This window comes from Pseudomonas sp. HMSC076A11 (genome assembly GCF_001810205.1).
Classification (GTDB): Bacteria; Pseudomonadota; Gammaproteobacteria; order Pseudomonadales; family Pseudomonadaceae; genus Pseudomonas; species Pseudomonas aeruginosa.
In genome coordinates this window covers 143,845-167,579 of record NZ_KV800262.1, presented here as the reverse complement: position 1 = coordinate 167,579, position 23,735 = coordinate 143,845, and the positions used below count along the sequence as shown (strand labels likewise).

Below are 23,735 nucleotides of genomic sequence, written 5' to 3'. Positions count from 1 at the left end.
CGCCTCGCCGACACCGAGCCCGACACCCATGACAGACCGCCTCGCCGCCTGGCTCGAAGAGCTCGACCGGCAACCCCTGCCGATCCCCGCCAGCCACTATGCCGGCCTGCACGCCGCGCTGAGCGACAGCCGCCGCTCGCTGCGCGAGATCGCCGACCAGTTGCAGGGCAGCCCGACGCTGGCGTTGTCCATCCTGCGCGAGGCCAATCGCGCCGAGAGCGCCCGCGACAACCCCGCGGAAAGCCTGGAGGTGGCCCTCAGCCGCCTCGGCCTGGCGCGCGCGAGCCAACTTCTGAAGACCCTGCCGAGCATCCAGGATGCGGAGATGCCCAGGGTCCTCGGGCAGATGTTGCTGATCAGCCAGCACGCCATGCAGCAGGCCAGCGGCCTGTTCGGCGCGCGCCTGGCCAGGCTCTGGCAGGAAATCCACTGGGGCAGCCTGCTGACCATGGCTCCGGTCTGGGCGCTGGCCAACGCCCGCCCGCAGCTACTGGAGCAATGGCAGCAACGCGTGCTGGTACAGGGCGAACCGACCCTGCGAGTGGAGCGCGAACTGCTGGGCATGCGCCTGCTGCCGATCTGCCTGGCGCTGGCCGAACGCTGGCGGCTACCGCAGTGGGTCATCCAGGGCTATCGCCTGCTCGCCTGCGACCGTCGCTTGCTGGTTCGAGCCCTGCGTATCGCCCGCGACCATCAGTCGCCCCTGCTCCAGCAACAGCAACTCGATGCCCAGCCCGATCTCGCCCGCTGGCTGACCCAGCCGGCCAACTGCACTCTCCTCGCCAATGGCCTGGCCATCGCCGCGCACCAGAGCTGGGACGGGCCGCACATGCTGCGCTGGCAGCGCCTGACCGGCCTGTACCTGGGCCAGCCGCTGACCGAAGTCCAGCAGCAGGTGCACATGCTCGCCGCGCAAAGCGCGCGCCTGCACGCCCGGCCGCCGCTGTGGCATCCAGCGGTGGCCTTGATCTGGCCCTGGCAGGCCAGCCGCTGGCGTGCCGAAGCGGCACCCCCGCCGCCGCCCTCGGCGGAAGCCCTGGCCGAGTGGCGGCAGCATTGCGCCGAGTTGCTCCGGGAGCCCAGCCCGTTCAGCAACGTGGTGCAGCTCACCGCCTGTGCCCGCGATGCGCTGCGCGCCTGCGGCCTGCAAAGGATGCTGCTGCTGGTGGCCGATCGCACCCAGGTACACGTACTGGCGCAGCAGAGCGCCGGACTCGAACAGGGCCAGGAGAAATTGCAACTGGAGATTGCCAGCAGCCCGATGCTGAAGAAACTGTTCCAGCAACCCGCCCTGCTGCGCATCGGCCCGAACAACCAGGACCAGTTGCTGCCGGCCCTCGGCGAACCCTTGCGCCAACTGTTCCCCGGGCCTCACCTGCTGCTGCGCTCGCTGGGCAACGGCTCGCGGGTGGTGATGCTGGTCCTGGCCGACCTCGGCGGCCAGCCGTTCAGCGACCTGCATGCCCAGGCCTTCGCCAAGACCGCCCAGTGCACCGAGCGCGCGATCCAGCAGTTCGGCCGCCAGCGCCACACGGAATGAGGGACATGCCCGGCACACTGGTCGGGCGCGCTTTCCGTTAAACTGCTGCCCTTCTTCAACCCGGGGGTACTCGCATGTCCGTTTTCTCCGACCTGCCATTGGTGATCGAGCCCAGCGACCTCGCGCCGCGCCTGGGCGCGCCCGAGCTGATCCTGGTCGACCTGACCAGTGCCGCCCGCTACGCCGAAGGGCATATCCCCGGCGCGCGTTTCGTCGACCCCAAACGCACCCAGTGGGGACAACCCCCGGCACCCGGCCTGCTACCGGCGAAGGCCGACCTGGAAGCCCTGTTCGGCGAGCTGGGCCACCGCCCGGAGGCGACCTACGTGGTCTACGACGACGAAGGCGGCGGCTGGGCGGGCCGCTTCATCTGGCTGCTGGACGTGATCGGCCACCACCGCTACCACTATCTCAACGGCGGCCTGCCGGCCTGGATCGCCGACGCCCAGGCGCTCGACCGCGAGGTCCCGGCGCCTGTCGGCGGCCCGCTGCCGCTGACGTTGCACGACGAGCCCAGCGCGACCCGCGAATACCTGCAAAGCCGCCTCGGCGCCGCCGACCTGGCGGTATGGGATGCGCGCAACCCCAGCGAATACGCCGGTACCAAGGTGCTCGCCGCGAAGGCCGGGCATGTGCCCGGCGCGATCAATTTCGAATGGACCGCCGGCATGGACCCGGCTCGCGCCCTGCGCATCCGCGCGGATATCGCCGAAGTCCTGGAGGACCTCGGCATCACGCCGGACAAGGAAGTGATCACCCACTGCCAGACCCACCATCGCTCCGGCTTCACCTACCTGGTGGCCAAGGCGCTGGGCTACCCGCGGGTCAAAGGCTACGCCGGCTCCTGGTCGGAATGGGGCAACCACCCCGATACCCCTGTAGAGGTTTGAGGAATGTCGTTCAAAGATCGTCTGTTCATCTGCAGCCAGTACCTGCTGCCGCACCACCTGCTGTCCCGGCTGATCGGCTTCGCCGCCGACTGCCGGGCGACCTGGTTCAAGGACCGCCTGATCGCCTGGTTCGCCCGGCGCTACCAGGTCGACATGCGCGAAGCGCAGGTCGAGGACCTGCAGGCCTATGAACATTTCAATGCCTTCTTCACCCGCGCCCTGAAGGATGGCGCCCGCCCGCTGGCCCAGGAGCCCGGCGCGGTGCTCTGCCCGGCCGATGGCGCGATCAGCCAGCTCGGCCCGATCGAGCACGGACGGATATTCCAGGCCAAAGGCCACAGCTACAGCCTGGCCGAACTGCTCGGCGGCGACGCCGAACTGGCCGCGCCCTTCATGGGCGGCGACTTCGCCACCGTCTACCTGTCCCCCCGGGACTACCACCGCGTGCACATGCCGCTGGCCGGCACCCTGCGCGAGATGGTCTACGTTCCCGGCCGGCTGTTCTCGGTGAACCAGACCACCGCGGAAAACGTTCCCGAGCTGTTCGCCCGCAACGAGCGGGTGGTCTGCCTGTTCGACACCGAGCGCGGTCCGATGGCCGTGGTGCTGGTAGGCGCGATGATCGTAGCCTCCATCGAAACCGTCTGGGCCGGCCTGGTTACGCCGCCGAAGCGCGAACTGAAGACCTTCCGCTACGACGAAGCCGCCCGTGCGCCGATCCGCCTGGAAAAAGGCGCCGAGCTCGGTCGCTTCAAGCTGGGCTCCACCGCCATCGTCCTGTTCGGCCCGCAGCAGGTCGCGTTCAACGACGGCCTCGGGGCAGCGAGCCCGGTGCGCATGGGCGAATGCCTGGCACTGCCGAAACAGTCCTGACCTCGCCGGGACGGAGCGCCCCGAGCGCCTCCGTCCCGTCTCTCCCCGCCGCCGGAACCTCCCGGCGGGATCGTGGCGTCCGAAGGCTGCGGGTCCATTTCGATGCTGCTAGAGTTCGGAAAGGTCCTATCGAGCCTGTGCCGACCCCTCGGTCAGGAAAGCGGACTGCCGCACAGTTCCTGTCCTGGCCACGACGATGAACCCGCCTCCCGTGTTAAGAAAGAGGAGGCGCAGCCGCGGCGATCGGAAGTCCGGCACCTCTCCGGGGCTTCATCCCCCGTAGAGCCTTTTCAGTAGCGGAGCCGTCTAACCCCCCATGGAAAACCAGAGCCCCCACCTCTCGTTGCGCGTCCCCACTCCGACGCAGCAGAACCTGAGCTTCTGCGACGCCACCCCGAAGGACATCAAGTACTGGCTGGCGCACCTGCCCAAGGCCAACCTCGGGGAAACCGCGCGCCAGCTCTACCAGGGCCTGATCGAACTCAACCAGTTGGTGCTGCCCGTCGAGGCCCGCCTGCAACTGCTCGAACTGTTCCGTCCAGAGGTGCATTTCGTCTGCGCCCACCTGGAACGGCACTTCCTCAACCAGGCCATCGTCCTCGACGAACGGCCGCGCAAGATCGCCAACCTCTGCCAGGCCCTGCAGAACCACCTGGCCATCGGCTACAAGCTGATCGTGGTCCAGGAAGCGCCGCGCAACAGCCGCGACCGCGCGCAGCTGTTCGCGGTCGGCATCCAGCGGGCGATCCGCAGCCTGTGCGGGCCGCTGATCCGCGCCAGCCAGTTGTACTGCCCGGTCCCCGAGGGGCTTTGGCTGGAACTCCACCAGCTCTACCAGTTGGCCAGCCAGCGCGGCGTGCATCGTCTCGCGGTGCGCGACGAACTGGCCAAGCACACCCCCGGCCTGAGCGTCGAGCAGGCCTACCTGATTCCGCTGCTGCTCGGCTGCGCGCGCTGCAACCAGATGCGCCAGAACAACATTGCACGGCTCGCCGAGGTGCTCGAACCCTGGAGCCAGCTGCTGTCGATACAGAGCGCGACGCTGCCCGGCTCGCTGTTCATCGCCGTGCCGCAGATCGACGGCCCGCCGCGCTACCGTTCGCTGTACCCGGAGACCCAACTGGCCAGTGCCCTGGGCATCGACACCCAGCCGCTGGTCGAGCTGATCCGCGAATACCTGCTGCAGCCCGAGGCCGAACGCGCGAAAGCACGCCTGCCGCTGATCGAAGGGGTGACCCTGGACCTGCTGCAACATCTCTCCTCGGCCTGGGGTGACATCGCCGAACGTACCTTCCAGCGCACCCAGGGCCAGGGCCAGTTGACCCTGTGCATCGGCATGAGCGCCCTGCACTACTTCCTCGCCGGGCGCCGCCCGTTCAACGAGGTCCTGCAGATCCAGGAAGCGCCCGAGGCGCCTCGCTTCAAGGCCGACGTCCAGGACGCCTGGGCCGGCGCCTTCGATGCACAGAAGGTCACCGACTGGCAGCCCGGCATGCCGCTGGAGGAAATCGAGTACCGCCCGCACCAGTCGCCCCGCAGTGTGCAACCCGGGCACCCGCAGGCCCACGCACAGGCTGACGCCACCGAGGACTACCCGACCTACGCCCTGCCCATCGTCAACCACAGCCCCGGCGGCTATTGCCTGAGCTGGCCGAAGGAGGTGCCCGCCCAACTGCAGGCGGGCGAACTGGTCGGCCTGCAGGACCTTCCAGGCCAGGCGTGGAGCATCGCGGTGGTGCGCTGGATCCGCCAGGTACGCAATGGCGGCACGCAGATGGGCATCGAGATGATCGCCCCGGCGGCACAGCCCTGCGGCCTGCAACTGCTGCGCAAGACCGAGCAGAGCAGCCACTACCTGCGCGCCCTGCTGCTGCCGGCGATCGCCGCGATCTCGCGGCCGGCGACGGTGATCACCCCGCGCCTGCCGTTCCAGGAGGGCAGCCGGGTGCAGATCAACCTGCACGGCGAGGAGCGGCGCGCGGTGCTGAATCGCCGGCAGGCCTCGACCGGCAGCTTCAGCCAGTTCGAATACCGCTCGGCGGAACCGGTGAACACCCCGAGCGATAAGCCGGTCACAGCGCCAGTGGCCCGGCCGCCTGCGGGGGAGGAAGATTTTGACTCGCTCTGGAAGTCTCTGTAGATTGCCCCGACACCTCCATTCGCCGTCTTTTCGCGCCCGCCCGGACGCGGACTGAGCCCTTTCCATGGCCATCGAAAAGAAAACCATCCGCCTGCTGATTCTGGAAGACTCGCAGAACGAAGCCGAACGCCTGGTCAGTCTGTTCCGCAATGCCGGCCACGCGACCCGCGTACATCGACTGACCTCTCCCGAGGACCTCGCCGAAACCCTCCAGCAAAGCTGGGACCTGCTGATCGCCGCGCCGACCAGCGAGTGTCTCGAGCCCGGCGAGGCGCTCGCCACCTTGCGCCGCCAGTCGCGCGACATCCCGTTCATCCAGCTGGTGGCCGACAACAGCTCCGACGCCATCACCGACGCCTTGATGCTCGGCGCCCAGGACGCCCTGCCGCAAGGCGAGGACGAGCGCCTGGTGCTGGTCGCCAACCGCGAGCTGGCCGGCCTCGCCGAACGCCGCGCGCGCCGCGCCGCCGAACTCGCCCTGCGCGAGGCGGAAAAACGCTGCCAGTTGCTGCTCGACAGCTCGGTCGACGCCATCACCTACGTCCACGACGGCATGCACATCTACGCCAACCGCTCCTACATGGCGCTGTTCGGCTACGAGGACGCCGAGGAACTGGAAGGCCTGCCGGTCATCGACCTGATCGCCTCCTGCGACCAGGGCGCCTTCAAGGATTTCCTCAAGGGCTACCAGAACGACCAGCGCCAGACCGAACTGGTTTGCACCGGGGTCAAGCTCGACGGCCAGGAATTCAAGGCGCGCATCAGCCTCTCCGCCGCCACGTACGACGGCGAACCCTGCATCCAGGTGGTGATCCGCGGCGAGGTCGACAACGCCGAGCTGGAAGAAAAGCTCCGCGAAGTCAGCAGCCAGGACCCGGTCACCGGTCTCTACAACCGCAGCCACTTCCTCGACCTGATGGATGCCGCCGTGCAGCAGGCGGTGACCGCCCGCAAGCCGTCGACCCTGGCCTATATCCATCTCAACGGCTACCCCTCGCTCCAGGCCGACCACGGGCTTTCCGGGATCGACCTGCTGCTCGGCCAGTTGGCCGGACTGATGCGTGAACAGTTCGGCGAGGAAGCCGACCTGGCGCGTTTCGGCGATTCGATCTTCGCCGCCCTGTTCAAGGGCAAGACTCCCGAGCAGGCGCAAGCGGCGCTGCAACGACTGCTGAAGAAAGTCGAGAACCACCTTTTCGAGCTGAACGGCCGCAGCGCCCAGGCCACCCTCAGCATCGGCGTCGCCGGTCTCGACGAGAAGACCGCCAAGGCCCAGGACGTGATGAACCGTGCGCATCGCTGCGCCGATGACGCGGCACGCAAGGGCGGGTCGCAGATCAAGCAGTACAACCCGGCGGAAGAGCTTGCCGCCGCCGCCCAGCGCGGCGACGTCATCGCGATCCTCCAGCAGGCGCTGGAGACCAACAGCTTCCGCCTGCTGTTCCAGCCAGTCATCAGCCTGCGCGGCGACAGCCACGAGAACTACGAGGTGCTCCTGCGCCTGCTCAATCCGCAGGGCCAGGAAGTGCCGCCGGCGGAGTTCCTGCATGCCGCCAAGGAAGCCGGGCTGGCGGAGAAGATCGACCGCTGGGTGATCCTCAATTCGATCAAGCTGCTCGCCGAGCATCGCGCCAAGGGGCACCAGACCAAGCTGTTCGTCCACCTGTCCAGCGCGAGCCTGCAAGACCCCGGCCTGCTGCCCTGGCTCGGGGTGGCGCTGAAGGCCGCGCGCCTGCCGCCGGAGTCGCTGGTGTTCCAGATCAGCGAAGCCGACGCCACCAGCTATCTGAAGCAGGCCAAGCAACTGACCCAGGGCCTGGCCACCCTGCATTGCCAGGCGGCGATCAGCCAGTTCGGCTGCTCGCTGAACCCGTTCAACGCGCTGAAGCACCTGACCGTGCAATTCATCAAGATCGATGGTTCCTTCGTCCAGGACCTCAACCAGGTGGAAAACCAGGAGATCCTCAAGGGCCTGATCGCCGAACTGCACGAACAGCAGAAGCTCAGCATCGTCCCCTTCGTCGAGAGCGCCAGCGTCCTCGCCACCCTGTGGCAAGCCGGCGCCACCTACATCCAGGGCTACTACCTGCAGGGGCCGAGCCAGGCGATGGACTACGACTTCTCCTCGGGAGACGAATGAAGAACGGGCGCCCTGGGCGCCCGTTGCTTTTCCGCTCTACCGACCTGGTTCGTGGCTGCCGGGCCGGCAAGAGACGCCCGCCGGCCTCAGGCTCGTCCTTCGCGGTCGCGGTAGCCGAGCAGGTAGAGGATGCCGTCCAGGCCCAGGGTCGAGATCGCCTGCTTGGCCGACTGCTTGACCAGCGGCTTGGCGCGGAACGCCACGCCCAGGCCGGCCAGGCCGAGCATCGGCAGGTCGTTGGCGCCGTCGCCGACGGCGATGGTCTGCTCCAGGCTCAGGCCTTCCTTCGCCGCCAGTTCGCGCAGCAGGTCGGCCTTGCGCTGGGCATCGACGATCGGCTCGACCGCCACCCCGGTGACCTTGCCGTCGACGATCTGCAACTCGTTGGCGAACACGTAGTCGATCCCCAGCTTCGCCTGCAATTGACGGGCGAAATAGGTGAAGCCGCCGGACAGGATGGCGGTCTTGTAACCCAGGCGCTTGAGTTCGGCGAACAGGGTTTCCGCACCCTCGGTCAGACGCAGCGAGGCGCCGATCTCCTCCAGCACGTCTTCCGACAGCCCCTGCAGCAGCGCCAGGCGCTCCTTGAAGCTGGCGCGGAAGTCCAGTTCACCGCGCATCGCCCGCTCGGTGATCGCGGCGACCTTCTCGCCGACGCCGGCGGCCTTGGCCAGTTCGTCGATGACTTCCGCCTCGATCAGCGTCGAATCCATGTCGAACACCGCCAGCCGGCGGTTGCGGCGGAACACGCTGTCCTGCTGGAAAGCGATGTCGACGTTCAATTCCTGGGCGACGCTGAGGAATTCCGCACGCAGCGCCGCCGGATCGGCCGGTTCGCCGCGTACCGAGAACTCGATGCAGCCCTTGCCCTGGTCGGCGGGCATGTCCAGCGGCATACGCCCGGAGAGACGGTCGATGTGGTCGATGTTCAGCGCGTACTTGGCGGTGATCGAGCTGACCCTCTGCAGTTGCTCGGCAGTCACCCGGCGGGTGAGCAGGGTCACGATGTGCCGCGCCTTGCCCTGGCCGTCGACCCATTGCCGGTAGTCCTCTTCCGAGACCGGGGTGAAGCGCACCTGCTGGTCCAGCTTGTAGGCGGTGAACAGCACGTCCTTGAGGACCGAGGAACCGGCCTCGGTATCCGGGATTTCCACCAGGATGCCGAACGACAGGGTGTCGTGGATCACCGCCTGGCCGATGTCGAGGATGTTCACCCCGCCCTGGGCCAGTACGCCGGTGATGGCAGCGGTGAGACCGGGGCGGTCTTCCCCGGTGATGTTGATCAGGACAATTTCGCGCAAGGCGTAAGCTCCGCCAGGTAAAAGACGCCATTCTACCCGCTTTCCCGCACACCCGAGAGACGCAGAGCCGGGCATTTGCCATCACCACCGGTCGGAACCGACCGGGAAAACCCGCGAAACCGCCGCGCGGCGGCCTGGAAAGCGCGTCAACGGCCCTTTGCCCCTCGGGGGGCGCTGGTTATACTGCGCGATACCTCTATTTCAGAAGACCGAGCCCCCTGTGACCCGGCCCACGTCCGTCAAGCCCGACAATTTCTTCCTCCTGCTGTTTCGTGCCTTGCGCCAGCGCCGCGTCCCGATCGCCCTGCGGCTCGCCAGCCATAGCCTGATCCTGGTGGCCCTGGCCCTGCTGATCTACGCCTGGGTCATGGGCATGCAGTTTCGCCAGGCCATGCAACAGCAGGCCGATGCCCTGGGCCAGAGCCTGATCACCCAGACCGCCGCGTCCGCCACCGAGCTGCTGGTGTCCAACGACATCCTCAGCCTCAACGTGCTGCTGAACAACCTGGTGAAGAACCCGCTGGTGGCCCATGCGGCGATCTACAGCGTCGACCAGCGCATCCTCGCCGAGGCCGGCAGCCGTCCGAAGCAGAGCCTGCTCGGTGCCACCGAAGGCCTGTACTCGACGCCGATCACCTTCCAGGAAGTGATCGCCGGGCACCTGCGCATCAGCCTGGACATGCAGCAGTTCCAGCAGCCGATGATGATCAGCCTGCAGAGCATGGGCCTGATCAGCCTGATCCTGCTGATCCTCGCCCTGTATTTCAGCCTGCGCCTGGGGCGGCAGATTTCCACACCCTTGTTGCAATTGCGTGTCTGGTTGCGCGATCCGGACAATCCGGCCCCCGGCGCCGAACTGCAGAACGAGCTGGGCGACCTGGCGCGCGACCTGGAAGAGCGCCTGGTGCCGGAGAAGCCGCCGGCGCCGGAGCCGGAAGAAGCACCGCTGCCGCAGAACTTCGACGACATCCTGCTGGAAGACGACGAAGCCGACCTGCGCAGCCGCAAGGTCGAGGCCTCGGCCTTCGAGGAAGACGACATTCCGCTGGGCGACGCCCTGCTGGACGAGACCAAGCCGGTGGAATTCACCTCCATCGACGAAGACCCGCTGGACCAGGACGCCTTCGACGAGAACGGAGCCGAAGCCGGGGAACAGCCCGCTGCGCGCGAACCGCAACACAGTGCGGTGCTGGCGATCCAGCTCGGCGCCCAGGAACAGTTGCGCCGGTTGCCGCGCAGCCGCCTGGTGGATCTCCTGCAACGCTATCGCGACTGCCTGGAACAGGCCGCCCGCCAGTACAAGGGCAGCCTGCACACGCTCAGCGACGGCGGCAGCCTGATTCTCTTCCACAGCCGCGACAACCGCGCCGACTACCTGACCAACGCGCTCTGCTGCGGTGAACTGATGCGTGCGCTCGGCCATGCCCTGCAGATCGAGGTCGCCGACAGCGGCATCACCTTGCAACTGCAACTGGGCCTGAGCCTCGGCGAAGACCTCAGCGAACAGACCCAGGCCGACCTGCTGCTCAACGAAACCGTGCAGAACGCCCTCGCCCTCAACCAGCACAGCCGCAACCTGCTGCTGGTCGAACGCAGCATCGCCGACGACGCGGTGGTCCGCGAGCGCGCCCGTATCCGCGCCATCGCCAGTCCGGAAGGAGCCTGCTGCGTCGAGCGTCTGCTGGAGCCGTATCCGTCGATGCTCGAGCGCCAACTGGCGCGCATGCACGACCGCGCCCGCCCGTGACCACCCTGATCACCCACCCGCTGCCGGTCCTGGCGGTGGGACTGGCCCTTGGCAGCCGGGTGATCCCGCCACGCCTGCTGCTGGCAGGCATGCTCGCCGCCTGCCTGCCGGACTTCGACGTAGTCGCCTTCAAGCTCGGCATCGCCTATCACGATGCCTTCGGCCATCGCGGCTTCAGCCATTCGCTATTGTTCGCCGCGATCCTCGGCGCGCTCGCCGCCCTCGCCTGCCGGCCGCTGCATAGCGGACCGCTGAAAGCCGGGCTGTGGGTAGCGCTGGCCACCGCCTCGCACAGCCTGCTGGACGCGATGACCAATGGCGGGCTGGGCGTCGCCTGGTTCTGGCCCTGGAGCGACGCCCGCTACTTCATGCCGTTCCATCCGATCGCCGTGTCGCCGATCGGTCTGTCGCGCTTCCTCAGCGAACGCGGATTGCTGGTGCTGCAATCGGAGGCGCGCTGGGTCTGGCTGCCCTGCCTGCTGCTGGCGCTCGCCGGCATGGCCCTGCGCTTCCTGTTGCGCCGCTCACGCTGACGCCGAAACGAAAAAGCCCCGCTTCGGCGGGGCTTTCTCCTAGTCGGCTATCGACAATCAGAACCGATAGACCTCGGCGTCGGTGCGAATCGGCACCACCAGTGGCATTTTCGGACCTTCCTCTTCCTTGACCTTCGGCTTGGCCACCGGCTTGCGCGCGGTCGCCGGCGGCGGCGCCTCGGCCGCCACGGCGATCGGCTTGACGTCCTTGGCCAACTGCGCCGCCAGGCGCTTGAGCAGGTCGCTCTGGGCACGGATCTGGTCGCCGATGCTGCCCTGATGCTGTTCTTCCTCGTGGAACACCCGGCTGTCCTTCAGGTCGCCCTTCTGGTCCAACAGGCGCCAGCGCGCCTCGATCACTGCCGGCTGCTTGGGGCCGGAGTCGAGGCGACTGATGGTCAGCATCACCTGGACCTGGGGGGTGAAACCGGGTTTTTCCGGGAACAGCGCCAGGCGGCTGCTGCCCAGCTCGCTGGACATCTGCCGCAGCAGTTGCTGGCTGACATTGGTCTCCAGGTTGCCGGCCCAGCGCGCTTCGGTGGACAGACTGAGAATACCATCGGCCTGCCGCTGCACCATCACATCGCGCTTGAGATAGTCGGCCAGTTGTACCGGCCCGAGCAGGACGGCCGCACCGCCGTCCTTTTTCGGTACCGCAGCGGCACCGACGTCCAACTGGTAGAGCTGGGCCGGCGGATGGACCGCACAACCCGTCAGCCCGAGCAGGCTGACGAGGGAAAGACATGCGAAGACGCGCCACGCGCTCATCGAGAACCACCGTATTTCGCCGAAGATCGGCACTACTGATGCAAGACTTGAATTCTACTGGCCACCCGCCATCGGAAACGGCGGCCGAAGGGGCGTATCATCCCCTAACCAGCGCCATAGCTCCAGAGGCAGAGCGTATTCCGAAACCGGTTTCGGACCACCTGCGTCAGGGGAAAACCCGGCGGAACCCGCCAGGGAGACGACATTCCCCCGGAAAGCCGGCCTCGGAAGAGGCCGCTTTCGCCATTCCCTTGCGGATATGCGAGAGATCGGAGACCGGTAACGGCTCATTTCAATCCTGTGGCGGAATATCCACCAGCAGGCTGTCGACGCGCTGGAAACCGCGCGGCAGCTTGTTGCCTCGCCGGCCCCGCTCCCCCTTGTAGTGTTCCAGATCGTCGCCCTTGAGCGACAGGGTACGCTTTCCGGCCTGCAGGACCAACGTCGCCCCGGCTGGCAGAACAGCCAGGTCGGTGAGGTATTCCTCGCGGCTGGCCACGCGTTCGCCGGGGATGCCGATGATCTTGTTGCCCTTGCCCTTGCCGAGCTGCGGCAGGTCGGAGACCTTGAACAATAGCAGACGGCCCTCGGTCGTCACGGCCGCCAGCCAATCCTGCTCCAAATCGCGCACCGGGCGCGGCGCCACCACGGCGGAGCCGTTGGGCAGGCTGAGCAGGGCCTTGCCGGCCTTGTTCTTGGCCTGCAGGTCCTCGCCCTTGACCACGAAACCATAGCCGGCGTCGGAAGCGATCACGAACAGCGCATCGTCGTCCGGCAGCAGCACGCATTCGAAGCTGGCCCCCGGCGGCGGCGTCAGCCGGCCGCTGAGCGGCTCGCCCTGGCCCCGCGCGGACGGCAGGCTGTGGGCCGGCAGCGAGTAGCTGCGCCCGGTGGAGTCGATGAATACCGCATACTGGTTCGAGCGTCCCGGCGCGGCGGCCTTGAAGCCGTCGCCGGCCTTGTAGGAGAGGCCGGCGGCGTCGATGTCGTGGCCCTTGGCGCAACGCACCCAGCCTTTTTCCGAGAGCACCACGGTCACCGGTTCGGTGGGCATCAGCTCGGTTTCCGACAGCGCGCGGGCCTCGGCGCGGGCGACGATCGGCGAACGGCGGTCGTCGCCGTAGGTCTCGGCGTCCTTGATCAGCTCCTCGCGCACCAGCTTCTTCAGCTTGGCCTCGCTGCCGAGCAGGGTCTGCAGGCGCTTCTGCTCCTTCAGCAACTCTTCCTGCTCGCCGCGGATTTTCATCTCTTCCAGGCGTGCCAACTGGCGCAGGCGGGTGTCGAGGATGTAGTCGGCCTGCACCTCGCTGAGTTCGAAGCGCTCCATCAGCACCGCCTTGGGCTGATCCTCGGTGCGGATGATGTGGATCACCTCGTCGAGGTTGAGGAAGGCGATCAGCAAGCCATCCAGCAGATGCAGGCGGCGCTCGACCTTGTCCAGGCGGAACTGCAGGCGTCGACGCACGGTGCCGATGCGGAACTGCAGCCACTCCGAGAGCAACTGGCGCAGGTCCTTGACCTGCGGCTTGCCGTCGAGGCCGATGATGTTCAGGTTGACCCGGTAGCTGGTCTCCAGGTCGGTGGTGGCGAACAGATGGGTCATCAGCTCTTCGACATCGACCCGGTTCGAACGCGGGATGATGACGATGCGGGTCGGGTTCTCGTGGTCCGACTCGTCGCGCAGGTCGGCCACCATCGGCAGCTTCTTGGCCTGCATCTGCCCGGCGATCTGTTCCAGCACCTTGGAACCGGACACCTGGTGCGGCAGGGCGTGGATGACGATGTCGCCGTCCTCGACGCGGTACACCGCGCGCATCCGCACCGAACCGCGGCCGGTCTCGTAGACCTTCTGCAGGTCGGCGCGCGGGGTGATGATCTCGGCTTCGGTGGGGAAGTCCGGGCCCGGCACGTGTTCGCACAATTCGGCGACCGTCGCGCCCGGCTGGTCGAGCAGGCGCACGCAGGCCGACGCGACTTCCCGCAGGTTGTGCGGCGGCACGTCGGTGGCCATGCCCACCGCGATGCCGGTGGTGCCGTTGAGCAGCAGGTTGGGCAGGCGGGCCGGCAGCACGGCCGGCTCGTCGAGGGTGCCGTCGAAGTTCGGTACCCAGTCCACGGTACCCTGGCCCAGTTCGCTGAGCAGCACCTCGGAATAGCGCGACAGGCGCGCCTCGGTATAACGCATGGCGGCGAAGGACTTGGGATCGTCCGGCGCCCCCCAGTTGCCCTGGCCGTCCACCAGCGGATAGCGATAGGAGAACGGCTGCGCCATCAGCACCATGGCCTCGTAGCAGGCCGAGTCGCCGTGCGGGTGGAACTTGCCGAGCACGTCGCCGACGGTGCGCGCCGACTTCTTGTGCTTGGAATCGGCATCCAGCCCCAGTTCGCTCATGGCGTAGACGATGCGTCGCTGCACCGGTTTCAGGCCGTCGCCGATATGCGGCAGGGCGCGGTCCATGATCACGTACATGGAATAGTTCAGATAGGCCTGCTCGGTGAACTCGGCCAACGACCGGCGTTCGACCCCTTCCAGGCTCAGATCGAGGGATTCGCTCATGCGTACCTCACGGAGAAGTGTTTTGGCGCAGCACCAGGGTGCCGTCGCGCTGGGTGAATTCGAGTTGTTTCAGGGCGCTCATGCCGAGTAGCACCTCATCGCCGTCCATGCCCGGCGCAATCAGCGCCGCGACCCCGGACAGGCGGATATCGCCGAGTTGCAGCTGGTCCAGCCGCGTGCGCCAGCCCGTGGCGCGGCCGTTGGCCGTGCTCAGGGTGATCGGCGCGCCGCGCTCCAGCGCGAGTCTTGCCGCCAGGGCTTCCGGCACCGCCACCTGGGTCGCCCCGGTATCGAGCAGGAAGGTCACGCCCTGGCCGTTGATCTGCCCGTTCAGCAGGTAATGGCCCTGCCGGCTGCTGGCCAGGCGCAACTCGACGTAGCCGTCGCCATGGATCGATTGCGGCGCCTGGTTCGGGTTGCGCTGTCGATCTTCCCAGACGCCGAAATAGCGCGTCGCCAGCGCCAGCCCGGCGACCCAGGCCAGCACCAGCATGATCCGTCCCAGCCGCTGACCGGGCGCCTGTTGCGTCACTTGTCCCCCAACCAGCCGCCGGCGGGCGCGGCGAAGCGCAGGACGAAGGGCCGCACATCGCCATCGGCGCGCGCATGGTCGCCATTGTCGATGCCCAGCCAGGCGCCCTTGTCGTCCAGCGACAGGGCTTCCGCGACGCCATAAGGCAGCTCGTAGCGACGCTCCGGCGCCAGGACCGCCGAGGCGAACGACCAGCAGCGCTCGACCTTGGCCTGGGCCAGGTCGCGGCGGCAGATCTGATGCGCCAGGCGCTCCAGGGTGAACAGCTTGCCGCGGTAGAAGGCGAGGTCGGAGAAATCCTTCGGCAGCTTGCGCGCGCTGCCCAGTTCCGGCGGCGGCTCGATCTTGCCGCCCTCGGCGAGCAGTACGCAGCTGCCCTCGCAGCGCCAGGCACTGTTGTCGCGGTGGGCCACCAGCAGGCCGCGGCGCTCGCGCTCGGCAGCCAGCCAGAGGCGCTTGCCCTCGGGGTCGACGGCGATCCCTTCGAAGAGCGCGTTGAAATTCATCAGCATGCCGCTGGCCCGCGCTTGCGGCAGCAGGCCGGGCGGCAGGCGCAGCCAGTTCGGCGCGCCGCTCACCGGCAGTTGCAGGACCGCCGCGTGCGCCTCGCTGACCAGGTAGCGATTGCCGGCGGCATCGCAGGCGATGCCTTCGAAGTCGAGGTTGCCGCCGCGCACCAGGCCACTGAGCCAGACCCGCGTGCTCATGCCCCAGGGCAACCCGCTGTCCGGCGGGGTCGGAGCGATGAAACTCTCGGCCTCGGCCTGCCAGGGCTGGTCGGAGCCTTCGGCCGAGGGTTGCAGGCGATACAGGCGGTCGTCGTCGCGGTCGGAAACCGTCCACAGCGCGCCGCCACACCAGGCCAGCCCGGAGAGGTTGCCGCCGCGCATGCCCTCCACCGCATGTTCGGAGATGAAGCTCAAGGCTGCCGGAACCGGTGGCTCTGGCGGCGCCTCGGCCGCCTGGACCAGGCCCCCGAACAGGCCGAGGATGGCCAGCAGGCGGCGCATCAGACCAGCACCTCGGCCAGGTTGCCCTTGCTTTCCAGCCAGGACTTGCGGTCACCGGCGCGCTTCTTGGCCAGCAGCATGTCCATGATCTCCAGGGTACCGGTGGCGTCCTCCAGGGTGAGCTGGACCAGCCGCCGGGTATTCGGATCCATGGTGGTCTCGCGCAGTTGCAGCGGATTCATTTCGCCAAGGCCCTTGAAGCGGGTGACCTGCGGCTTGCCGCGCTTCTTCTCGGCGGCCAGGCGCTCGAGGATGCCGTCGCGCTCGGCTTCGTCGAGGGCGTAGTAGATTTCCTTGCCGAGGTCGATGCGGTACAGCGGCGGCATCGCCACGTAGACGTGGCCGGCTTCCACCAGCGGGCGGAAATGACGGACGAACAGCGCGCAGAGCAGCGTGGCGATGTGCAGGCCGTCGGAGTCGGCATCCGCGAGGATACAGATCTTGCCGTAGCGCAGCTGGGCCAGGTCGCTGGCGCCCGGATCGACGCCGATGGCTACCGCGATGTCGTGGACCTCCTGGCTGGCGAGCACCTCGCCGCCGTCCACTTCCCAGGTGTTCAGGATCTTTCCGCGCAGCGGCATGATCGCCTGGAATTCCTTGTCCCGCGCCTGCTTCGCCGAGCCGCCGGCGGAGTTGCCCTCGACCAGGAACAGTTCCGCGCGCATCGGTTCCTGTCCGGCGCAGTCGGCCAGTTTGCCGGGCAGCGCCGGCCCCTGGGTGATCTTCTTGCGCTCGACCTTCTTGCCCGCCTTGAGGCGACGCCCGGCGTTGCTGATCGCCAGTTCCGCCAGTTGCAGGCCGATTTCGGCGTGCTCGTTGAGCCACAGGCTGAAGGCGTCCTTCACCACGCCCGAGACGAACGCCGCCGCCTCGCGGGACGACAGGCGCTCCTTGGTCTGCCCGGAGAACTGCGGTTCCTGCATCTTCATCGAGAGGACGAAGGCGATCCGTTCCCAGACGTCCTCGGGCGCCAGCTTGACGCCGCGCGGCAACAGGTTGCGGAACTCGCAGAATTCGCGCATGGCGTCGAGCAGGCCCTGGCGCAGGCCGTTCACATGGGTGCCGCCCTGGGCCGTGGGAATCAGGTTGACGTAGCTTTCCTGCACCGACTCACCGCCCTCGGGCAGCCACAGCAGGGCCCAGCTCACCGCTTCCTTGGAACCTTCGAGGTTGCCGCAGAAGGGTTCATCGGGCAGGCGCGGCAGCTCGGCGACCGCGTCGGTCAGGTAGGAGCGCAGGCCGTCCTCGAAGTGCCACTCGACGCGCTCGCCGGTGTTCTTGTCCTCGAACACCACGCTCAGGCCCGGGCACAGCACCGCCTTGGCCTTGAGCACATGCTTGAGGCGGCTGACCGAGAACTTCGCCGAATCGAAATACTTCGGATCCGGCCAGAAATGCACGCTGGTACCGGTATTGCGCTTGCCGACCGTGCCGATGACTTCCAGATCGCTGTCCTTGAAGCCGTCGGCGAAGGTCATCCGGTACTCGTTGGCGTCGCGCTTGACGCGTACCTCGACCCGGGTCGAGAGCGCGTTCACCACCGAGATGCCGACCCCGTGCAAGCCGCCGGAGAACTGGTAGTTCTTGTTCGAGAACTTGCCGCCGGCATGCAGCTTGGTAAGGATCAGCTCGACGCCCGGCACGCCCTCTTCCGGGTGGATGTCCACCGGCATGCCGCGGCCATCGTCTATGACTTCCAGCGAGTTGTCCTGGTGCAGGATCACCTGCACGCTCTTCGCGTGGCCGGCCAGGGCTTCGTCGACGCTGTTGTCGATGACTTCCTGGGCCAGGTGGTTGGGGCGGGTGGTGTCGGTGTACATCCCCGGGCGCTTGCGCACCGGGTCGAGGCCGGAAAGGACTTCGATGGCGTCTGCGTTGTAAGTAGCCATGGGGTCTCTATTCAGTCAAAAGTCGAAAAGTCGGTGTCGCGCCACAGCGCCGACGGGTAGCCGGCGAACGCCAGCAGCGCCGGCAGGTGCCGGGCGAAGCCCTGGAAACCGTGGTCGCCGCCGGCCTGGATACGTAGCGCGCAGGCTCGGTAGAAGGCCTGCGCGACGCGATAATCGAGGGTTTCGTCGGCGGTCTGCAGCCATACCTGGTAGCGTTCGGGACGTTGCAGGTGCGTGACTTCCAGTTCGGCCAGCGCCGCCACGTGGTCCTCGGTGAGTTCCCAGGTCTCGCCGCTGTAGTGGTTGGTCTGCGCGCCCAGGTAGCCGTCGAAGGAGCGATGCGGGGCGACCGCCGGATTGACCAGGATCGCCGCCAGGCCATGGCGCTCCGCCAAATGGGTCGCATAGTAGCCACCCAGGGAGCTGCCGACCAGCACCGGTCGCCCGAGCTCGGCGATGGCCCGCTCCAACTGGGCGATAGCCTGCCGTGGGTGATGGTGCAGGGCCGGGACGCGCAGGCCTTCGGCCAGGCCCAAGTGGCCGAAGGCCGCCTGCAGCTGACGCGCCTTGTGCGATTCGGGCGAACTGTTGAAGCCGTGGATATACAGCAGGGATGGGCTGGTCGCGGTCATCGGGAACGGGCTAATGGGCTTCAACTCGGTAGGGAAAGCCGAACGGTACCAGCTTCCAGGCTTCATCTTCCAGCCTGCGCGCCGATCGGCAACGACGCACGTGGCCGCGGTATCCCGCGACCGGGGGCATGTCAGTATCCGGCGGTGTCGTAGTCCACTTCGAAGACGACGTCGTCGACCCGCGAGATCCCCGTTTCCAGGCGCCCGTCGTCGTGCAGGCGCAACCAGCGGTAGCCCGGCGCCAGGCGGTCGAGGGTGAAGTCGCTGCTGCCGGGGGCGAACTGTACGCAGGTGGACGGCGAAGCCAGCAGGCGCAGCGGGCCGCGCTGGCGGTCGAACTCCTGGTGAATGTGCCCCCACAGCAGGCAGCGTACCTGCGGATAGGGCGCCAGCAGGTCGAACAGCGCCTGCGGGTTGCGCAGGCCGATGGGATCCATCCAGTCGCTGCCGATCGGCACCGGGTGGTGATGGAAGGAAACCAGCAGGAAGCGTTCGCCGGCGCTGTCGATGGCGCGCCGCAGCAGCTCCAGCTGATCCTCCTCGAGATAGCCCGGCACCGCGCCGGGAATGCTCGAGTCGAGCAACACCACGCGCCAGTTGCCGACGTCGACGACCTGCTCCAGCAGGTCGCTGCCCTCGGTCGCCCTTTGCATCGGCTCGCGTTCGTCGTGGTTACCGGCGAACCAGCGCAACGGCGCGTCCAGGGGGGAGCTCAACCTGCGGAAGCGTGTGTAGGAATCGAGGCTGCCGTCCTGGGAGACGTCGCCGGTGGCGAGAATCAGGTCGATCCGCGGCTGCTCCCGGGCGACCCGCTCGACCACCTTCTCCAGGCTATGGGCGGTATCCATGCCAAGCAGGCGCGCGCCATCCTCGGCGAACAGGTGGCTGTCCGAGAGCTGCACCAGCAGTACGGAGGCGTCGGTGGCGGGAGTGTTCGAATGGCGTGACAAGGGGCCGTCTCCTGAAGGCGAGGCGTCCGCGGTGAAAGGGATGATTATGGTGACCGACGAAAGTGGCGGCAAACCCGGAAAGCGGAACAGATCACAGTTGCGAGGACTACTTTTGGCTTGATGTCATTCAACTGGCCTTTTGCCTGCAACCGCTCAGCGCTGGGCCACCGGCTCCATTTCGTGGCCGCAGGCCAGGCAATGGGCGAGCCACTCGCCGAGGAACAGGTTGAGCTGGTTCTTCTCGTCGGGCTGGTGCATCGCCTGGTTCGGGTAGGGATAGATCGCCATCAGCCGCCGCGCCTGTTCGGCGCCGATCACCTCGGCCATCCGCGCATCGTGGTAGACCCGCACTTCCAGCCGCGGCGCCGGCAACCAGGGCAGGCCCAGTTCCTGGCGCACCTGAAGGGTGGTGGTGTAGGGGCAGGCCTCGGTCACTTCCAGCGCAAGTACGCCGAGCAGCCGCTCCCCTTCGCTCAGCGCGACCCGGCGCGAGGCCTGCGCCTCGCGCATGTCCGGGAGCAGGCGCATGAGTCGCGCGTAGTTCGCTTCGCAGGTCGCCTGCAGGCTGGCCAGGTCGACCCGGTAGCGCTCGCGCAGCAGGTTCAGGCCCATAGCCCACGCACCTCGGCCCGGTTCAGGGCCAGCCACTGCAGGGCGATGATGCTCGCCGCGTTGTTGATCCGCCCGTCGCGCACGGCCTGCAGCGCATCTTCCAACGGCCAGACGTGGACGCGGATGTCCTCGCCCTCCTCCGGCAAGCCATGCACGCCGCCGACGCCTTCGCTGTCGCAACGGCCGACGAACAGGTGCACCACTTCGTCGGTGCCGCCCGGCGACGGCAGGTACTGGGTTATCGGCCAGAGCGCACCAAGAGTCAGCCCGGCCTCCTCCATCGCCTCGCGATGGGCCACTTCCTCCGGTTGCTCGTCCTTGTCGATCAGGCCGGCGACCAGCTCCAGCAGCCAGGGGTTGGCGAGCTTCTGCATCGCCCCGACGCGGAATTGCTCGATGAGCACCACGCAATCGCGCTGCGGGTCGTAGGGCAGCACGCAGACCGCGTCATGGCGGACGAACAGTTCCCGACTGATTTCCCGGCCCATGCTGCCGTCGAACTGGCGATGCCGCAGGCGCAGGCGATCGAGACGATAGAAGCCGCGGAAGCATTCCTCGCGCTGCACGAGCTCGACGTCACCGGGGGCGGGTTTGAAGGTTTCGGACATCCTCGACTCACTTCACTCGGGTATGTGGGTTTCGCGCCATCCTATCGCGGCCCGGCGCAGGGCGCAGCCACTTTCAGGACAGCTCGGGAAAACTTCGTGGCGCTCGCCGCACGGGCGTGTTTCCCGGCCACGGCTAGGCCATACTTGGGGTTTGCGCGGGCCGAACTCAAGCGCGACGCCAGGGTCGAAACGGACTGGTCGACGCTTCGAGCCCGCCCATCCACCGTCGCAAAAGGAATCCCATGCGCCTTCTGAAATTCGCCGCCCTCGGCAGCCTGGTCGTTCTGCTGAGCGCCTGCCAGAGCCTCTTCAAGCCCGGCCTCGACGACCCGCTGCCCACCGAGCGCCTCGCCAGCGAGCACCTGAAGCCCGGCTGTCAGGGCGAACAGTGTCCCTTGGTAAACATCGACACCTTGAAGTTCCCCGACGAACCGCAGTTGGACCCGATCGTCGAGCGCGCCCTGCTGGAAATGACCCGGGAAAACAACGAAACACCCCTGCCGGCATCGCTGGCGGCCTACGAGCGGCAGTTCCTGGACAGCGCCGAGCCGGGCTGGAGCAGCTACCTGCAAGCCAAGGTGCGCGAACAACATGACGGTCTGGTGATCATCGAGCTTTCCAGCTACCTGTTCACCGGCGGCGCCCACGGCATGCCCGGTCGCGGCTTCATCAACTACGACCGCAGGCAGCACAAGGTGCTGAGCCTGCAGGACATGCTGGTTCCCGGCCAGGAAGAAGCCTTCTGGAAACAGGCCGAGCTGGCGCACAAGGCCTGGCTGCTGGCCAACAAGCTCGACCAGGACGCCGATTTCCAGAAGACCTGGCCGTTCCAGCGCACCCCGCACGTGGCATTGACCTTCGGCGCGGTGACGCTGAAGTACGACGCCTACTCCATCGCGCCGTATTCCTATGCCCACCCCGAACTGAAGATCCCGTATCCGCGCCTGAACGGCATCGTCAAGCCGAACCTGTTCCCCGGCCGCGGCTGACGCTTCCGACGCTCCGCAGCCCCTCGTCACGGCGAGGGGCCCCGTGGCGCGGCCTAGACCTGCCTGTAGATCACCGATCCTTCGTCCTTGAAGCGCGCCGCCTGCTCCTGGAAGCCGGCCTCGATGGCCTTGCTCTCGTCGGACAGGCCGTTCTCCTTGGCGTAGTCGCGGACTTCCTGGGTGATCTTCATCGAGCAGAACTTCGGTCCGCACATGGAGCAGAAGTGCGCGACCTTGGCCGAGTCCTTCGGCAGGGTCTCGTCATGGAACGCCCGCGCGGTGTCCGGGTCCAGGCCAAGGTTGAACTGGTCCTCCCAACGGAACTCGAAGCGCGCCTTGGATAGCGCGTTGTCGCGGATCTGCGCGCCCGGGTGGCCCTTGGCGAGGTCGGCGGCATGGGCGGCGATCTTGTAGGTGATGATCCCGGTCTTCACATCATCCTTGTTCGGCAGACCCAGGTGCTCCTTGGGCGTGACGTAGCAGAGCATGGCGCAGCCGAACCAGCCGATCATCGCCGCGCCGATGCCGGAGGTGATGTGGTCGTAGCCGGGGGCGATGTCGGTGGTCAGCGGGCCGAGGGTGTAGAACGGCGCCTCGTCACAGCACTCCAGCTGCTTGTCCATGTTTTCCTTGATCAATTGCATCGGCACGTGGCCGGGACCTTCGATCATCACCTGCACGTCGTGCTTCCAGGCGATCTTGGTCAGCTCGCCGAGGGTTTCCAGCTCGCCGAACTGGGCGGCGTCGTTGGCGTCGGCCACCGAGCCCGGACGCAGGCCATCGCCCAGCGAGAAGCTGACGTCGTAGGCCTTCATGATTTCGCAGATCTCTTCGAAATGCGTGTAGAGGAAGTTCTCCTGGTGGTGCGCCAGGCACCACTTGGCCATGATCGAGCCGCCGCGGGAAACGATGCCGGTGACCCGCTTGGCGGTCAGCGGCACATAGCGCAGCAGCACGCCGGCGTGGATGGTGAAGTAGTCGACGCCCTGCTCGGCCTGTTCGATCAGGGTGTCGCGGAAGATTTCCCAGGTCAGGTCCTCGGCGACGCCGTTGACCTTCTCCAGCGCCTGGTAGATCGGTACGGTGCCGATCGGTACCGGGCTGTTGCGCAGGATCCACTCGCGGGTTTCATGGATGTGCTTGCCGGTGGACAGGTCCATCACCGTGTCGGCGCCCCAGCGGATGCCCCAGGTGAGCTTCTCCACCTCTTCCTCGATCGACGAGCCCAGCGCGCTGTTGCCGATGTTGCCGTTGATCTTCACCAGGAAGTTGCGGCCGATGATCATCGGCTCAAGCTCGGTGTGGTTGATGTTCGCCGGAATGATCGCGCGGCCGCGGGCGACTTCCTCGCGGACGAACTCGGGGGTGATTTCCTTCGGGATGTTGGCGCCGAAGCTGTGCCCCGGGTGCTGCTGGTCGAGCAGGCCGGCGGCCCGGGCTTCCTGCAGCTTCATGTTCTCGCGGATGGCGATGTATTCCATCTCCGGGGTGATGATGCCTTTCTTCGCGTAGTGCATCTGCGAGACGTTGGCGCCCGCCTTGGCCCGGCGCGGCGTGCGCACGTGGGCGAAGCGCAGGGCGTCGAGGCTGGCGTCGGCCAGGCGGGCCTGGCCGAACTCGGAGGTCAGGCCGGGGAGGATCTCGGTGTCGCCGCGCTCGTCGATCCAGCGCGAACGCACGTCAGGCAGGCCCTTGCGCAGGTCGATGCGGACCTCAGGGTCGGTATACGGGCCGGAGGTGTCGTAGACGAACACCGGCGGGTTTTTTTCGCCGCCGAAGGCGGTGGGGGTGTCGGCGAGGGAGATTTCCCGCACCGGGACGCGGATGTCCGGGCGCGAGCCGGTCAGGTAGACCTTGCGCGAGTTCGGGAAAGGCTGCGTCGACTGGCGGTCGAGCTGCTCAAGGCGGGTGATGTTGTTCTTCTGCGTTGCGCTCATCGATGGCTCTCCTGGGTGATTGTCGGGAGAACCTGGCACGCGGGGCCACCGGGACTGGTGGCGAGAAGGACGCGCCGGCAAGGCAGG

General features: G+C 67.1%; 19 protein-coding genes. 8 read left to right on the top strand and 11 right to left on the bottom strand.

Annotation, left to right across the window (positions count from 1 at the left end):
• Nucleotides 1–28: 28 nt before the first annotated feature.
• From HMPREF2716_RS02125 to fimX, 5 genes are all read left to right on the top strand, one after another.
• A complete protein-coding gene (locus HMPREF2716_RS02125) occupies nucleotides 29–1,540 on the top strand; it encodes an HDOD domain-containing protein (RefSeq protein WP_023518155.1) in 1,512 nt (503 codons plus the stop codon).
• Between the two features lie 74 nt (nucleotides 1,541–1,614).
• Nucleotides 1,615–2,430, top strand: coding sequence for a thiosulfate sulfurtransferase (gene rhdA, locus HMPREF2716_RS02120; RefSeq protein WP_003102047.1), 816 nt, complete (start codon nucleotides 1,615–1,617; stop codon nucleotides 2,428–2,430).
• A gap of 3 nt (nucleotides 2,431–2,433) precedes the next feature.
• Nucleotides 2,434–3,303, top strand: a complete 870-nt coding sequence (gene asd / locus HMPREF2716_RS02115) for an archaetidylserine decarboxylase (RefSeq protein ID WP_003095677.1) — start codon at nucleotides 2,434–2,436, stop codon at nucleotides 3,301–3,303.
• Nucleotides 3,304–3,619: 316 nt separating this feature from the next.
• Nucleotides 3,620–5,443: a cyclic-di-GMP receptor FimW gene (gene fimW, locus HMPREF2716_RS02110; RefSeq protein ID WP_003113922.1), complete on the top strand. Its 1,824-nt coding sequence runs from the start codon at nucleotides 3,620–3,622 to the stop codon at nucleotides 5,441–5,443.
• Between the two features lie 64 nt (nucleotides 5,444–5,507).
• A complete protein-coding gene (gene fimX, locus HMPREF2716_RS02105) occupies nucleotides 5,508–7,583 on the top strand; it encodes a cyclic di-GMP-binding protein FimX (RefSeq protein WP_003095680.1) in 2,076 nt (691 codons plus the stop codon).
• A gap of 86 nt (nucleotides 7,584–7,669) precedes the next feature.
• Here the strand turns inward: fimX and serB are convergent, their stop codons facing one another.
• Nucleotides 7,670–8,884 carry a phosphoserine phosphatase SerB gene (gene serB / locus HMPREF2716_RS02100; protein WP_003095681.1) on the bottom strand — a complete coding sequence of 405 codons (1,215 nt, stop codon included), beginning with the start codon at nucleotides 8,882–8,884 and terminating at the stop codon, nucleotides 7,670–7,672.
• Between the two features lie 220 nt (nucleotides 8,885–9,104).
• Between serB and HMPREF2716_RS02095 the strand changes: the two genes are divergently transcribed.
• Nucleotides 9,105–10,631 (top strand): YtjB family periplasmic protein, encoded by a 1,527-nt coding sequence (locus HMPREF2716_RS02095; protein ID WP_014603359.1) that lies wholly within the window; start codon nucleotides 9,105–9,107, stop codon nucleotides 10,629–10,631.
• A complete protein-coding gene (locus tag HMPREF2716_RS02090) occupies nucleotides 10,628–11,164 on the top strand; it encodes a metal-dependent hydrolase (protein WP_003095684.1) in 537 nt (178 codons plus the stop codon). The genes HMPREF2716_RS02095 and HMPREF2716_RS02090 overlap by 4 nt, the downstream gene beginning before the upstream one ends.
• Nucleotides 11,165–11,221: 57 nt before the next feature.
• Here HMPREF2716_RS02090 and HMPREF2716_RS02085 read toward each other — a convergent pair whose 3' ends face one another.
• The 9 genes from HMPREF2716_RS02085 to HMPREF2716_RS02045 all read right to left on the bottom strand — a co-directional run bounded on the left by HMPREF2716_RS02085 (nucleotide 11,222) and on the right by HMPREF2716_RS02045 (nucleotide 20,722).
• On the bottom strand, nucleotides 11,222–11,932 hold the full coding sequence (locus HMPREF2716_RS02085) for a PqiC family protein (protein ID WP_003102054.1): 711 nt from the start codon (nucleotides 11,930–11,932) through the stop codon (nucleotides 11,222–11,224).
• Between the two features lie 292 nt (nucleotides 11,933–12,224).
• Nucleotides 12,225–14,489 (bottom strand): DNA topoisomerase IV subunit A, encoded by a 2,265-nt coding sequence (parC, locus tag HMPREF2716_RS02080; protein WP_003123578.1) that lies wholly within the window; start codon nucleotides 14,487–14,489, stop codon nucleotides 12,225–12,227.
• Nucleotides 14,490–14,496: 7 nt separating this feature from the next.
• Nucleotides 14,497–15,021 (bottom strand): retropepsin-like aspartic protease family protein, encoded by a 525-nt coding sequence (locus HMPREF2716_RS02075; RefSeq protein WP_003116165.1) that lies wholly within the window; start codon nucleotides 15,019–15,021, stop codon nucleotides 14,497–14,499.
• The gene (locus HMPREF2716_RS02070; RefSeq protein ID WP_003095689.1) at nucleotides 15,018–16,031 is read right to left on the bottom strand and encodes an esterase-like activity of phytase family protein; all 1,014 of its coding nucleotides are present in this window, start codon (nucleotides 16,029–16,031) and stop codon (nucleotides 15,018–15,020) included. Before HMPREF2716_RS02070 ends, HMPREF2716_RS02075 begins: the two co-directional genes overlap by 4 nt.
• Nucleotides 16,031–17,920, bottom strand: a complete 1,890-nt coding sequence (gene parE, locus HMPREF2716_RS02065; protein WP_070621788.1) for a DNA topoisomerase IV subunit B — start codon at nucleotides 17,918–17,920, stop codon at nucleotides 16,031–16,033. Before parE ends, HMPREF2716_RS02070 begins: the two co-directional genes overlap by 1 nt.
• 11 nt (nucleotides 17,921–17,931) lie before the next feature.
• Nucleotides 17,932–18,552, bottom strand: coding sequence for a YqiA/YcfP family alpha/beta fold hydrolase (locus tag HMPREF2716_RS02060; protein ID WP_003102064.1), 621 nt, complete (start codon nucleotides 18,550–18,552; stop codon nucleotides 17,932–17,934).
• A 131-nt stretch (nucleotides 18,553–18,683) separates the two neighbouring features.
• Nucleotides 18,684–19,502, bottom strand: coding sequence for a 3',5'-cyclic-AMP phosphodiesterase (cpdA, locus tag HMPREF2716_RS02055; RefSeq protein WP_014603361.1), 819 nt, complete (start codon nucleotides 19,500–19,502; stop codon nucleotides 18,684–18,686).
• A 153-nt stretch (nucleotides 19,503–19,655) separates the two neighbouring features.
• A complete protein-coding gene (locus tag HMPREF2716_RS02050) occupies nucleotides 19,656–20,114 on the bottom strand; it encodes a DUF1249 domain-containing protein (RefSeq protein ID WP_003102067.1) in 459 nt (152 codons plus the stop codon).
• Complete coding sequence (locus HMPREF2716_RS02045; RefSeq protein ID WP_003095694.1) at nucleotides 20,105–20,722, bottom strand: NUDIX domain-containing protein; 618 nt, start codon at nucleotides 20,720–20,722, stop codon at nucleotides 20,105–20,107. The genes HMPREF2716_RS02050 and HMPREF2716_RS02045 overlap by 10 nt, the downstream gene beginning before the upstream one ends.
• 242 nt (nucleotides 20,723–20,964) lie before the next feature.
• On the opposite strand from HMPREF2716_RS02045, the gene HMPREF2716_RS02040 reads away from it, so the two are divergent.
• The gene (locus tag HMPREF2716_RS02040) at nucleotides 20,965–21,711 is read left to right on the top strand and encodes an RsiV family protein (RefSeq protein ID WP_003102069.1); all 747 of its coding nucleotides are present in this window, start codon (nucleotides 20,965–20,967) and stop codon (nucleotides 21,709–21,711) included.
• A gap of 53 nt (nucleotides 21,712–21,764) precedes the next feature.
• Here HMPREF2716_RS02040 and thiC read toward each other — a convergent pair whose 3' ends face one another.
• Nucleotides 21,765–23,648, bottom strand: coding sequence for a phosphomethylpyrimidine synthase ThiC (gene thiC, locus HMPREF2716_RS02035; RefSeq protein WP_003161275.1), 1,884 nt, complete (start codon nucleotides 23,646–23,648; stop codon nucleotides 21,765–21,767).
• Nucleotides 23,649–23,735 lie beyond the last annotated feature (87 nt).